Below are 11124 nucleotides of genomic sequence, written 5' to 3'. Positions count from 1 at the left end.
ACTATACGTCTCCCTGCACGTTTATGCAACGAGTCGGAGAGCACACCCCTTCCGCACCTCGCGTGCGGCCTCCGCCGGCCAGGCGTGAGACCGCCGCGAAGGGCCGACACCCCTGGAGATCACCGGCGGCAAGGGCGCAGATGTCGCATTCGAGTGCGCGGGCGTCCAGCCGGTCTTCGACACTCTCCTGGGCGCGCTGAAGCCGGGCGGAACGCTCCAGGTCCTCGCCCTGTACGGGAAGGCCCCCACCCTGGACATGATGTCCGTCCTGCGCAAGGAGGTCAGGATCCAGGGCACCATGGCGTACGCCGGCGACCACCCCGGGGCGATCCGCATGGTGCGGGAGGGGCCGCATCGACCTCGCCCCCTTCATCACCCGGAAGATCGCCGTCGAGGACCTCGCGAAGGAGGGGATGCGACGGCTCGTCGACCACAAGGACGAGGAGGTCAAGATCCTCGTCCACATGTAGGCGCCGCGGAAGGTGGAGATCACCGGGTGACCGGGGTGTCCGTCTCTGTGTTCACGGCGTCCGCGTCGGGGCAGGGGTGGTCCCCCGGGCCCGGCACAATAGGGGGAGGCAGGAGCACGTCAATGAGGCGTGCGAGGGCGGGAGCACGGGGGAGCGGGACGCGATGGACAGGTTCTGGCCGGTTCCCGAGGTGCTGACCTATCTGAACGGCCGCTGGCGGGCGGAGCGGACCGTGCGGGACCTGACCGGCGGGGACGAGGGGCGGTTCGAGGGCGCGGTCGTTTTCACCCCGCTGGAGTGCGGCGGCCTGCTGCACGAGGAGTCCGGCGACTTCACCTGGCGGGGTGTCACCCGGCCCGCCGAGCGGACCCTGCGCTTCCTGCCGGGCCCGGGCGGCACGGCGGACGTACGGTTCGCGGACGGCCGCCCGTTCCACCGCCTGGACCTCACCGCGGGCCGGTACGCCGCCGACCACCCCTGCGCGGCGGATCTCTACCGGGGTGAGTTCACCGTGCGCGACGCCGACCACTGGCGGACGGTCTGGCGGGTGCGCGGCCCCGCCAAGGACCTGGAACTCACCACCGGCTACACCCGCACGACCTGAGCGGCCGGCCCCTGCCGGCGGATCCCCGGCCACGCACACGGAACCCGAGCGGCCCGCCCCCTACCGGCAGATCCCCGCCACCCGCACAGAGACCGATCAGCCCGCCCCTGCCGGCGGACCCCCGGCCACCCCTTGGCGGCGGACACCCCACCGGCCACCCCTTCCGGCCACGCGCACGAGGACCGAGCGGCTCGCTCCCGGTGGCTCGGCGCCCGTCGCCTCAGCGGCTATGCGCGGGTGGGCTGGGTGGTGACGCCTTCCAGGCGCAGGCTCCAGCGGCCCGCCCGGCCGGTCACGCTGATCGTCGACAGCGAGCGGACGTCGATGCTCCAGTACGTGGCGGGCGGCGCCCTGAGTACGTACACCAGCGCCGCCCGGATCACCGAGGGCACGGCCACGGCGACGACCGTGCAGTCCTCATCGGCCGGCCGGGTGTCGAGCCAGCCGCCCACCCGGCCGATGAAGTCCAGCAGCGACTCCCCGCCGTGGGGGGTGGCCCGCGGGTCGGCGAGCCAGGCATCCACGGCCCCGGGCTCCCGGGCCATCACCTCGCCCAGGGTCAGGCCCCGCCAGCGGCCCATACCGCAGTCGCGCAGGGCGAGCTGCGCCAGCGGCGCGTATCCCAGACCCTCTCCGGTGGCCCGGCTGCGCGGGGACGGGGAGCAGTAGCGCAGATCGGCCGCGGCGAGCGGCAGGAGCTCGTGCGCGACCCGTTGCACCTCGTTCCAGCCGGCCTGGTCCAGCGGCCGGTCGTCCTCGAAACGTTCGGCGAGCACCGAGGAGCTCCCCGCGGCGGCGACGAACGTGACCCGAAGTGCCATGCGGCGATCGTCAGTCGCCGGAGTGGACAGGTCAAGGGGTGCCGCCCGACCGTCACTGCGGGTGACAATGGTCTTACTCGCCGGTAAGAACGTGGCGGACAAGTCGCCCGAAGCGGAGTTCTCCCGGTCTCCCGCTCTCACCCCAGGGCGAGCGCCATCCACTGGTCGGGGCGTTCCAGCGGGCGGAACCCCAGCTTGGCGTAGACCCCGTGCGCGTCGTGCGTGGCCAGCATGACCCGCTTCACGCCACAGGACCGCAGGTCCTCCCTGACGAGCGCGACCAGCGCGGTGCCGATTCCCTCGCCCCGCACCGCCGGGTCGACGTACACGTCGCACAGCCACGCGAAGGTCGCGCGGTCGGTGACGACCCTGGCGTACGCCACCTGCTCCCCGGACCGCGTGTCGTGGACGCCGAAGTTGAGCGAGCCCTCGATCGCGCTGTCCTGCTTCTCACGGGAGCGGCCGAGGGCCCAGTACGCGTCGGTCGACAGCCACCGGTGCACCCGGGCCGCGTCGATCCTGGCGGGGTCGGTGGAGATCTCGTAGCCCTCGGGCAGGCGCGGGGTGTCGGTCATGGCGGGATGTTCGCAGGCCGGACGGGGTGGCGTCGATCCGTTATCCCGGTACGTCGTCGCACGCGGCGCGCAGCCGCCGTACGCCCTCGGCGATCTCCTCGGCGCCGGCCACCGCCGCGAAACTCAGGCGGAGGTGACCGGCCGGGGGTTCGGCGCTGAAGTAGGGGCGGCCGGGGGTGACGGCGACGCCGGCGCGCAGGGCGGCGGCGGTCAGGGCGGCCTCCGGGGTGTCCTCGGGCAGCCGCAGCCACAGGTGGTAGCCGCCGGACGGGACATGCGGCAGGGCGAGTCCTGGAAGCCGCAGCCGGAGCGCGGCGGTCATGGCGTCGCGGCGCGCCCGCAGAGCGGCGGAGACCGCCCGCAGGTGGCGCGGCCAGGCGGGCGCGCCGACGAGTTCCAGCGTGGCCTCCTGGAGGGGGCGGGGGACGAAGAAGGTGTCGACGATCTGGATGGCCCGCAGCCGTTCCAGCACCGGACCGTGCGCCGCCAGGGCGCTCACCCGGAAGCTGGGGGAGGTGGCCTTGGTCAGCGAGCAGACGTGCACCACCACCCCGTCGGGGTCGTCGGCGGCGAGCGGGCGGGGCAGCGGGCCCGCGTCCTCGTGCACCAGCCGCCGGACGAAGTCGTCCTCGACGACGAACGCGCCCGCCGCGCGGGCGATGCGCAGCACCTCGCCGCGCCGGTCGGGGGCGAGCACGGCGCCGGTGGGATTCTGGAACAGCGGCTGGCAGACGAAGACCCGGGCGCCCGACGCCCGGAACGCGTCGGCGAGCAGCGCGGGCCGTACACCGTCCGCGTCCACCGGGACGGGTACCGGCCGCAGTCCGGCCGCCCGGGCGATGGCCAGCATGCCGGGGTAGGTCGGTGACTCGACGAGCACGGGCGCGCCCGGCGGGGCGAGGGCGCGCAGCGCGGTGGTCAGTGCGGACTGGCCGCCCGAGGTGACCAGCACTCCGGCCGCCGTGACGGGGCCTCCGATGCTCCGCGCGAACCACTCGCGCAGCTCCGGCAGCCCCTCCATGGGCGGGCGCCCCCAGGCCCCCGGCCGGCGTCCGGCCCGGGACAGCGCCGCCGCCATGGCCCGCTCCGGCTGCAGGGAGGGATGCAGATAGCCGCCGTTGAACTCGATCACCCCGGGCGGCGGCGCGGCCAGCGAGACCAGTACCCCGGAGGCGTCCACCGAGCGCGGTACGAGGTCGGTGGAACCGTCGGCGCTGAGGGCGACCTCCTGCCAGGAGGTGTCTCCGCCGGGGGCGGCCGGGGCGGGGCGCCGGGCACGGAAGGCCCCTGCGCCGGGGCGGGTCACGACCAGCCCTTCCGCGGCGAGCAGCGCCAGCGCCCGGGAGACCGTCACGGGACTCACCCGGAACCGCTCCACCAGGGCCCGGCTGGACGGGAGCTTCTCACCGGGAGAGTAGCGGTCGAGCTCGCTTCGCAGCCGTTCCGCCAGTTCACCCACACTGCTACGCTCATGCATGAGAGCACAGAGTAGCGCTACCGCCGCACCCGCGATAGCGGTGCCCGCCGGACGGGACGGCCGCGGCTTCGGCACCCTGCAGGCCGCCCTCGGCGTCCTCGCCTTCTCCCTCACCTTTCCGGCCACCGCCTGGGGCCTCGAGGGCTTCGGGCCCTGGTCCCTGGTGGCGGTACGCAGTGCGCTCGCCGCGCTGATCGCCGGCGGCTGTCTCCTCGCCCTGCGCGTCGTGCCGCCGGAGCGGCGGCACTGGCCGGGGCTGGTCGTGGTCGGCGCCGGGGTGGTGCTCGGCTTCCCGATGCTGACCACTCTGGCACTGCAGACCTCGACCACCGCGCACGCGGCCGTCGTCGTGGGCCTCCTCCCGCTGACCACGGCGCTGTTCTCCGCCCTGCGGACCGGTTCCCGCCCGTCGCGCACCTTCTGGCTGGCGGCCCTCGCGGGAGCCGTCGCGGTGCTGGCGTTCACGGTGCGGCAGAGCGGCGGCGCGCTGACCACCGCCGACGTGTACCTCTTCGCGGCGCTCCTGGTGTGTGCGGCCGGTTACACCGAGGGCGGCAGGCTGGCCCGGGTGATGCCCGGCTGGCAGGTGATCGGCTGGGCGCTGGTCCTGTGCCTGCCGCTCACCCTGCCCGTCGCCGCGGTCGCGCTGAGCACCGAGCCCGTACGGCTGACCGCGCACAGCGTGACCGGCCTGCTGTGGGTCGCGGCGGGTTCGCAGTTCCTCGGGCTGATCGTCTGGTACCGGGGCATGGCGGCCATCGGCATCCCCAGGGCCAGCCAGTTGCAGCTCGCCCAGCCGCTGCTCACACTGGTGTGGTCGGTGCTGCTGCTGAACGAGCACCTTACGGTGGCCGCCCCGCTGACGGCCGCGGCGGTGCTGGTGTGCATCGCCGTCACGCAGCGGGCACGCGGCTGAGAGGAGGCCGGATGCGCGCAACCCAGGGTGACCAGCTTGTCCAGCACGGCAGGGTGGTCGGCCAGCAGGACAAGGTCGGTGAGATCGTCGAAGTGATGGGCGAGGACGGGAAGCCTCCCTACCGCGTCCGCTTCGAGGACGGGCACGAGGGCGTGTGCTCGCCCGGCCCCGACACCGAGATCCGCTACAGGACCCCGCAGCACTAGGTGGTGCTGTCCCCCGGGGCGGCGTCCGCCCGGGCCGGGCGGACCCGCCGGGCACCGCGTCAGCGCGGGGGTTTCGCCGGCTGCCGGTAGTGGTCGGCGATCACCCGCGCCATCGCCCCGGCCGGGTCGGCCACGACCTCCCGGGCGGCGAAGAAGACATGCCCGCTCACCTGCGGGTACTTCTCGGCGAGCGTGAGGTGGCGGGAGAGTTCGGCCGGGTCCTGCCAGTCCGCGGGCTGCGCCGGGTCGCCCGCCTTGTACAGGGCTTCGCCCGCGTACAGCCGGGTCCCGGTGCCCTGGACGACCTCGGCCCACCAGGGCAGCAGTTTCGCGTAGTCGGCGGGGCCGAAGCCGATGTTCCAGTACAGCTGCGGGCAGATGTAGTCGATCCAGTTCTCCCGGGCCCATGTGCGGGTGTCCGCGTGCAGGTCGTCGTACGTCTGCACACCCGCGCGGGTGTCGGAGCCCCGTTCGTCCACCTCGGCGTTGCGCCACACCCCGAACGGGCTGATCCCGAACCGGGTGCCGGGCCGGACGGCCCTGATCCCGGCGGCCGTCTCCCTCACCAGCCGGTCGATGTTGTCCCGCCGCCAGGCCGCCCGGTCCGGGAAGGCGCCGCCGTGGGTGTCGTAGGCCCGGTCGTCGTCGAAGGTCTGGCCGGCCACCGGGTACGGATAGAAGTAGTCGTCGAAGTGGACCGCGTCGACGAGATAGCGGCGCACCGCGTCCAGCATCGCCTCCCGCACGAAGGCCCGGACCTCGGGCAGCCCCGGGTTGTAGTAGAGCTTCCCGCCGTACGTCACCACCCAGCCGGGGTTGCGGCGCGCCGGATGGGAGGGGGTGAGCCGCGTGGGGTCCGCGTGCATGGCCACGCGGTACGGGTTGAACCACGCGTGCAGCTGCAGACCCCGGGCGTGGGCCTCCTCCACGGCGGTGCCGAGCGGGTCCCAGCCGGGGTCCGCGCCCTGGGTTCCGGTGAGGTACTGCGACCACGGCTCGTACGGCGAGGGCCAGAGCGCGTCGGCCGTGGGCCGCACCTGGAACACCACGGTGTTGAGCCGGGCGCGCACGGCCGCGTCGAGGAGCGCGGTCAGCTCGGCACGCTGGCGGTCGGCGCCCGCACCCGGCCGGGAGGGCCAGTCGCGGTTGGTCACGGTGGCCACCCACATGCCGCGCATCTCGCCGTCCGCCGCACCGCCCCGTCCCGGAGCGCCGGACGCCCCCGGTGTCTGCCGCGGGGCGGCGGACGCCCGGGGCACGGTCGCCAGCGCGCCCAGCGCCACCGCCGTGAAGCGCCTGCGTGACACCGGTCTCATCGGACCCCTCCCATTCGGCCTCGTACCGCCCCGTCGCGGGCCCGTCCCGGGCCGTCCGGCACCCAGGATGCCCCACCCCCGCGATCGATCATCGATACTTCTTAGTAACGTGCACCAACGGAGCAGGCACCGGGACCCGGCAACCTGCCAGAGCCGCAAGCAGGGAACGAAGGGAACGATGTGACCGACATCGAACGCGTCGGAGTGGTGGGCTGCGGTCAGATGGGCGCGGGGATCGCCGAGGTGTGCGCCCGTGCCGGACTGGACGTGATGGTCGCCGAGACCACCGGCGAGGCCCTGGAGATAGGCCGTACCCGGCTGTTCAACTCCCTGTCGAAGGCTGCCGGCCGAGGCAAGATCTCCCAGGAGGAGCTGGAGGCCACCCAGGCACGGCTGAGCTTCACCACCGACCTCGGCGAGTTCACCGACCGTGATCTCGTGATCGAGGCCGTGGTCGAGAACGAGCAGGTCAAGACCGAGATCTTCCAGGTGCTCGACCAGGTGGTGACCCGGCCGGACGCGATCCTGGCCTCCAACACCTCCTCCATCCCGCTGGTGAGGCTGGCGGTCACCACCTCGCGGCCCGACCACGTCATCGGCATCCACTTCTTCAACCCCGCTCCGGTGCAGAACCTGGTCGAGCTGATCCCCGCGCTCACCACCTCCGAGGGCACGCTGAGCCGGGCCCAGGCCTTCACCGAGAAGGTGCTGGGCAAGCACGCGATCCGCGCCCAGGACCGCTCGGGATTCGTGGTGAACGCACTGCTGATCCCGTACCTGCTCTCCGCGATCCGGATGTTCGAGTCGGGCATCGCCAGCCGTGAGGACATCGACAACGGCATGGAGATGGGCTGCGCCCACCCGATGGGCCCGCTGAAACTGTCCGACCTGATCGGTCTTGACACGGTGGCCTCGGTCGCGTACTCGATGTACGAGGAGTACAAGGAGCCGCTGTACGCCGCTCCCCCTCTCCTCCAGCGCATGGTCGACGCGGGCCGGCTGGGCCGCAAGAGCGGGTCCGGGTTCTACACGTACGGCTGAGCGGCGGACGGTGTTCCGGGCCTCCGGCGTCCGGGCCGGGGGTCCGGCACCCGCCCCGGTGACACGGGTGCCGGACCCCCGGTGTCAGGGCCGGCCGTCCTGGCCGAGCCTGAGCTGGTGCAGCAGGAGCAGGGCCGCCGCCATGTTGGCGGCCGGGACCTCGCCGCGGGCCACCATGTCGGGGATCACTTTGAGCGGCACCCACTCCCGGCGGTCCGACTCGAAGTCGTCCACGGGGTGTCCGACGTACTCGCCCTCCTCGGCCCAGTAGATGTGATGCCGGGCGTCGGTGAGGCCGTTGCACGGCTCCACGCTCATGAGGTGGTGCAGCGGTCCCGGCCGCCAGCCGGTCTCCTCCTCCAGTTCCCGCGCGGCGGCTCCGGCGATGTCCTCACCGTCCTCGACCACCCCGGCCGCGAGTTCCCACCCCCAGCTGTCGGTGATGAAGCGGTGCCGCCACAGCAGGAGGACCTCGTTGGCGTCGTTCACCACCGTGGCCACGGCGACGGGCCGCAGCCGTATCAGGAAATGGTCGAGGTGCCGGCCGTCCGGGAGTTCCACATCCGCGAGATTGACGCTGAACCAGCGGTTCGAGTACACAGTTTGTTCGTTCTGTTTCGTCCACTGCATGGTTCTGCCACCTTCCGACGAGTCAGTGGCAATATCGCAGCAACGACCGTCCCGGCAGCAGGCGCACGGGAGGCCGCCCGCAGGGCAGCGGACGGCGCGGAGGCGGCGCACACCGGGCCCCGTCTCCCTGAACCGCGGTGGCGCCGGGCGGCTAGAGCGGTACGCGCAGGGCGTTGTCGATGAGTTCGGCCGCTTCGGCCGTGCCGGCGCATCCGCTGCGCACGAGGTGCTCGCGCACCGCGCGCAGTCGGTCGCGCAGCCGCTGCGACTCCATCCCGCGGGCCTGTTCGGCCATCTGCACGGCGATGGCCACCGCCTTGTCGGCGTTGCCCTGGCGCAGTTCGATGGTGCTCAGCATGGCCAGCCGGTGCACCCGTCCCCGGTCGTGCGCGGGATTGTCCACGGCCGCCGCGGCGTGCTCCCCCGCCGCGGCGAGTTCGCCCAGGCTCAACAGGGCCTCCGCCACCTGGACGTTGACCAGGCCGGGCTGCACGTAACCGCTCTCGTCGGGTTCGTGTCCGCGCCGGATGTGCTCGGCCGACTGCTCGGCCCGGCGGATGCGGGACAGCGCACTCGTGCCGTCGCCCAGGTGTGCGTACGCCTTGGCCTGCATCGCGTACAGGTCGGAGGCGAGGGCCGGGGTGATGCGCGTGCCGGCGGCGCGCAGGGCGGCCTCGGCGAAGGCGACGGCCTGCCGGTATTCCCGCATGAACAGCGACTGGTTGACGAGCAGCGCGATGACATAGGCGCCCAGACCCCGGTCCCCGCTGGCCTTCGCCAGCCGGAGCGCCTGGTGGAAGTAGCGCTGGGCGAGACCGTGCGCGTCGGAGTCGTACGCGCAGATGCCGGCGATCGCGACCAGGCCACCGGTGGCCCGGTGCAGCTGGCGGCCGGTGGCGTCGGTGTAGCCGCCGCGCAGCAGCGGGGCGGCCTCGGCGTTGAGGAAACCGACGATCCGCGCGCGGGTCGCCACTCCGCCCGCCTTGCGGTACATCTGCTCGTAGTGGGTGCGGGCGGCGCGCAGCATGCCGAGATCGGACGGGGTGACTTGGTGCCGGCCGCCGCGGGAGACGTCCACGTCCTCCGGCGGGTTCTCCCACTCCCACACGGGCATCACGGCGGGCGTGCCGGTGACGGCGGCGGCGCCCAGTATGTGCGGGCGGCGCTGCTGGTCTGAGCGCCACAGCGCGGTGGCCCGCTCGACGAACCCGGAGAGTGATCCGGTGTGCGGGGCGGCCGGTTCGCCGGGCACCCCCAGTCCGATGTCGTCGAGGGTGACCGGGCGGCGCAGCCGGGCGGCGAGGACCTCGCAGATCAGGTCGGGCACCTGTCCCCGGGGCCGCTGGCCCTTCAGCCACCGGGCGACGGCGGTGTGCTCGTACCTCAGGGACAGACCGCGTGCCCGTCCGGCCTGGTTGACGTGCGCGGCCAGGCCGGCGTGCGAGATCCCGGCCTCGTCGAGGATCGCGTCGAGCAGAGTATTGGGCTGCATTCGGGCCCCCCGGTGGCTCGGTGCGGACAGAGTAGTGGCTGGTCGTTCACACGGGGTGTGAACGGAGTGCCCGCATCCGCAGTGTGCGCGCACTGTCGCGGAGAGTTTCCGGCCGGTTGACTGAGTTGCCTCGAAAGAGGCCGGCCGGGCCGCCGGCTCCCCCTCGTACAGTGCGGCGGCCCGTCTTCGCGCCGTCCGCCCGGCCGCCTGCCCGACACTCCGTGGCGGGGCGGACGGCTCCGCCGGCCGGCGGGGGTTCTTCATCACCCTCGCCGCCCTTCCCGTCCCACCCTCGGGCTGCGCCCCCCGGGCCCCGTCGCCCTGCGGGGCCCGGTCCCCGCGCCGGGCCGAACCAGCCGTCACCCGGCCCGCGGCCGAACCGTCGCGGATGCCGGCCGGATGGTCACCTGGGGTTACTGCAGCCGGTCGGCCGTGGCACGGGCGCAGGGGCGGAGTCCGGGAGCGGAGTGCCGCGGATGCCGCTCGTTCCTGAGGACGAGCAGCGCCACGTCGTCCTTCGGTGGGCCGGCCGAGTGCCTCAGCAGGGCCGTGAGGACCGTGCGGAGCACCGTCTGGGGCGTGAGCGGATTCGCATGGGCGGCTTCGGTGAGGACGTCGCGCAGCGGGAAGAACCGGCCCTCGGTGTCCCGGGCCTCCTCCGCTCCGTCCGTGTGCAGGACGAGCGCGTCGCCGGGCCGCAGACGTCCGCACGGCAGAGGGGAGAGTTCGGAGGGCAGCGGGAACAGGCCCAGGGGCGGGAGCGGATCGGTACGGGCGAGCGGATCGGCCCCTGCGCCGGCCAGCAGGTGCGGCCAGGGATGCCCGCAGTTCAGCGCCCGCACCGCCCCGCCCGGCAGGATCTCCAGCAGCAGTACGGTGACGAAATCCTCGGCGGCCTCCGGGTCGGACCCGGCGTGGGCGCGCTCCCGCAGATGCCGGGCCATCGCCCGCTCCAGCCGGCGCAGCACATCCTCCAGCCGGGCCTCGTCATGGGCGGCTTCGCGAAAGCTGCCCAGGACGGCGGCCACGGTTCGTACGGCACCGAGCCCGTGCCCGCGGACGTCCCCGATGACGGCCCGCACACCGTGCTCGGTGGCGATCACCTCATACAGATCACCGCCGATCCGGGCGCCCCGGTCGGCGGACAGATGCACCGCGGCGACGGCCAGCCCGTCGACCCGCGGTGGCGGTGGCCGCAACAGCACACTCTGCGCTGCCTCCGCGATCCCGCGCACCCGCCGCAGCTCGCGCAGCATGGTGCGCCGGACATGCATGACCAGGCCGGTGATGACCGTGCACAGCACCGCGCTGCTGACCAGCCGCGCGCTGAGCGCGTCGTCCCGGGCGAGCGGGCAGGTCAGCCGGTAGGCGACCGCTGCGGCCGCCCAGGCCATGGGCACCACCAGAGTGAGCGCCCGTGAGAGGAGCCGGGGCGGCACCCAGCGGGCAGCCCAGGGCTTGAAGCGGATCATGCCGATGGCCCCCCATATAGGCCCGGACAGCTCAGACCGGCCTCGAGAGGCCGGTCCGATTCTGTCGACCGTATGGCCTGATCCAGACGCATCACCCGGTTTAG

The 11124-nt window shown here is 73.3% G+C and carries 12 protein-coding genes; 5 read left to right on the top strand and 7 right to left on the bottom strand.

Annotated features, from left to right (window positions below; all coding sequences use genetic code 11):
* The first annotated feature begins 112 nt into the window (after positions 1-112).
* Positions 113-667: a zinc-binding dehydrogenase gene (locus HTV45_RS35210; RefSeq protein WP_215206191.1), complete on the top strand. Its 555-nt coding sequence runs from the start codon at positions 113-115 to the stop codon at positions 665-667.
* A complete protein-coding gene (locus HTV45_RS13735) occupies positions 634-1074 on the top strand; it encodes a DUF6314 family protein (RefSeq protein WP_215206019.1) in 441 nt (146 codons plus the stop codon). Before HTV45_RS35210 ends, HTV45_RS13735 begins: the two co-directional genes overlap by 34 nt.
* Positions 1075-1301: 227 nt before the next feature.
* Here HTV45_RS13735 and HTV45_RS13730 read toward each other — a convergent pair whose 3' ends face one another.
* From HTV45_RS13730 to HTV45_RS13720, 3 genes are all read right to left on the bottom strand, one after another.
* Entirely contained in the window at positions 1302-1895 is a 594-nt protein-coding gene (locus tag HTV45_RS13730) for a histidine phosphatase family protein (RefSeq protein ID WP_215206018.1), read from the bottom strand.
* A 137-nt stretch (positions 1896-2032) separates the two neighbouring features.
* Positions 2033-2470 (bottom strand): GNAT family N-acetyltransferase, encoded by a 438-nt coding sequence (locus HTV45_RS13725; protein ID WP_215206017.1) that lies wholly within the window; start codon positions 2468-2470, stop codon positions 2033-2035.
* Positions 2471-2510: 40 nt separating this feature from the next.
* Complete coding sequence (locus tag HTV45_RS13720) at positions 2511-3947, bottom strand: PLP-dependent aminotransferase family protein (protein ID WP_215206016.1); 1437 nt, start codon at positions 3945-3947, stop codon at positions 2511-2513.
* Between HTV45_RS13720 and HTV45_RS13715 the strand changes: the two genes are divergently transcribed.
* Both HTV45_RS13715 and HTV45_RS13710 read left to right on the top strand, forming a co-directional pair.
* Positions 3946-4863 carry a DMT family transporter gene (locus tag HTV45_RS13715; RefSeq protein ID WP_215206015.1) on the top strand — a complete coding sequence of 306 codons (918 nt, stop codon included), beginning with the start codon at positions 3946-3948 and terminating at the stop codon, positions 4861-4863. The genes HTV45_RS13720 and HTV45_RS13715 overlap by 2 nt on opposite strands.
* Positions 4864-4874: 11 nt before the next feature.
* Positions 4875-5069, top strand: coding sequence for a DUF1918 domain-containing protein (locus HTV45_RS13710; protein ID WP_215206014.1), 195 nt, complete (start codon positions 4875-4877; stop codon positions 5067-5069).
* Between the two features lie 59 nt (positions 5070-5128).
* On the opposite strand, the gene HTV45_RS13705 is transcribed toward HTV45_RS13710, so the two are convergent.
* Positions 5129-6385, bottom strand: coding sequence for a glycoside hydrolase family 10 protein (locus HTV45_RS13705; RefSeq protein WP_215206013.1), 1257 nt, complete (start codon positions 6383-6385; stop codon positions 5129-5131).
* 180 nt (positions 6386-6565) lie between these two features.
* On the opposite strand from HTV45_RS13705, the gene HTV45_RS13700 reads away from it, so the two are divergent.
* Positions 6566-7426 carry a 3-hydroxybutyryl-CoA dehydrogenase gene (locus HTV45_RS13700; RefSeq protein ID WP_215206012.1) on the top strand — a complete coding sequence of 287 codons (861 nt, stop codon included), beginning with the start codon at positions 6566-6568 and terminating at the stop codon, positions 7424-7426.
* An 84-nt stretch (positions 7427-7510) separates the two neighbouring features.
* Here the strand turns inward: HTV45_RS13700 and HTV45_RS13695 are convergent, their stop codons facing one another.
* The 3 genes from HTV45_RS13695 to HTV45_RS13685 all read right to left on the bottom strand — a co-directional run bounded on the left by HTV45_RS13695 (position 7511) and on the right by HTV45_RS13685 (position 11020).
* Complete coding sequence (locus HTV45_RS13695; protein WP_215206011.1) at positions 7511-8056, bottom strand: NUDIX hydrolase; 546 nt, start codon at positions 8054-8056, stop codon at positions 7511-7513.
* 151 nt (positions 8057-8207) lie between these two features.
* Positions 8208-9548, bottom strand: coding sequence for a transcriptional regulator (locus tag HTV45_RS13690; RefSeq protein ID WP_215206010.1), 1341 nt, complete (start codon positions 9546-9548; stop codon positions 8208-8210).
* A 413-nt stretch (positions 9549-9961) separates the two neighbouring features.
* Positions 9962-11020, bottom strand: coding sequence for a PP2C family protein-serine/threonine phosphatase (locus HTV45_RS13685; protein ID WP_215206009.1), 1059 nt, complete (start codon positions 11018-11020; stop codon positions 9962-9964).
* Positions 11021-11124 lie beyond the last annotated feature (104 nt).

It is taken from the genome of Streptomyces sp. CHD11 (genome assembly GCF_018638295.1).
Lineage (GTDB): Bacteria > Actinomycetota > Actinomycetes > Streptomycetales > Streptomycetaceae > Streptomyces.
This window is presented reverse-complemented; position numbering and strand designations above follow the sequence as displayed.

What these genes read in the sequence shown, in the direction of transcription:
- HTV45_RS13725 (WP_215206017.1), bottom strand. Translation starts at nt 2,470, where the DNA reads ATGACCGACACCCCGCGCCTGCCCGAGGGCTACGAGATCTCCACCGAC.
- HTV45_RS13710 (WP_215206014.1), top strand. Translation starts at nt 4,875, where the DNA reads ATGCGCGCAACCCAGGGTGACCAGCTTGTCCAGCACGGCAGGGTGGTC.
- HTV45_RS13730 (WP_215206018.1), bottom strand. Translation starts at nt 1,895, where the DNA reads ATGGCACTTCGGGTCACGTTCGTCGCCGCCGCGGGGAGCTCCTCGGTG.
- HTV45_RS13705 (WP_215206013.1), bottom strand. Translation starts at nt 6,385, where the DNA reads ATGAGACCGGTGTCACGCAGGCGCTTCACGGCGGTGGCGCTGGGCGCG.
- HTV45_RS13720 (WP_215206016.1), bottom strand. Translation starts at nt 3,947, where the DNA reads ATGCATGAGCGTAGCAGTGTGGGTGAACTGGCGGAACGGCTGCGAAGC.
- HTV45_RS13685 (WP_215206009.1), bottom strand. Translation starts at nt 11,020, where the DNA reads ATGATCCGCTTCAAGCCCTGGGCTGCCCGCTGGGTGCCGCCCCGGCTC.
- HTV45_RS13715 (WP_215206015.1), top strand. Translation starts at nt 3,946, where the DNA reads ATGAGAGCACAGAGTAGCGCTACCGCCGCACCCGCGATAGCGGTGCCC.
- HTV45_RS13735 (WP_215206019.1), top strand. Translation starts at nt 634, where the DNA reads ATGGACAGGTTCTGGCCGGTTCCCGAGGTGCTGACCTATCTGAACGGC.
- HTV45_RS13690 (WP_215206010.1), bottom strand. Translation starts at nt 9,548, where the DNA reads ATGCAGCCCAATACTCTGCTCGACGCGATCCTCGACGAGGCCGGGATC.
- HTV45_RS13695 (WP_215206011.1), bottom strand. Translation starts at nt 8,056, where the DNA reads ATGCAGTGGACGAAACAGAACGAACAAACTGTGTACTCGAACCGCTGG.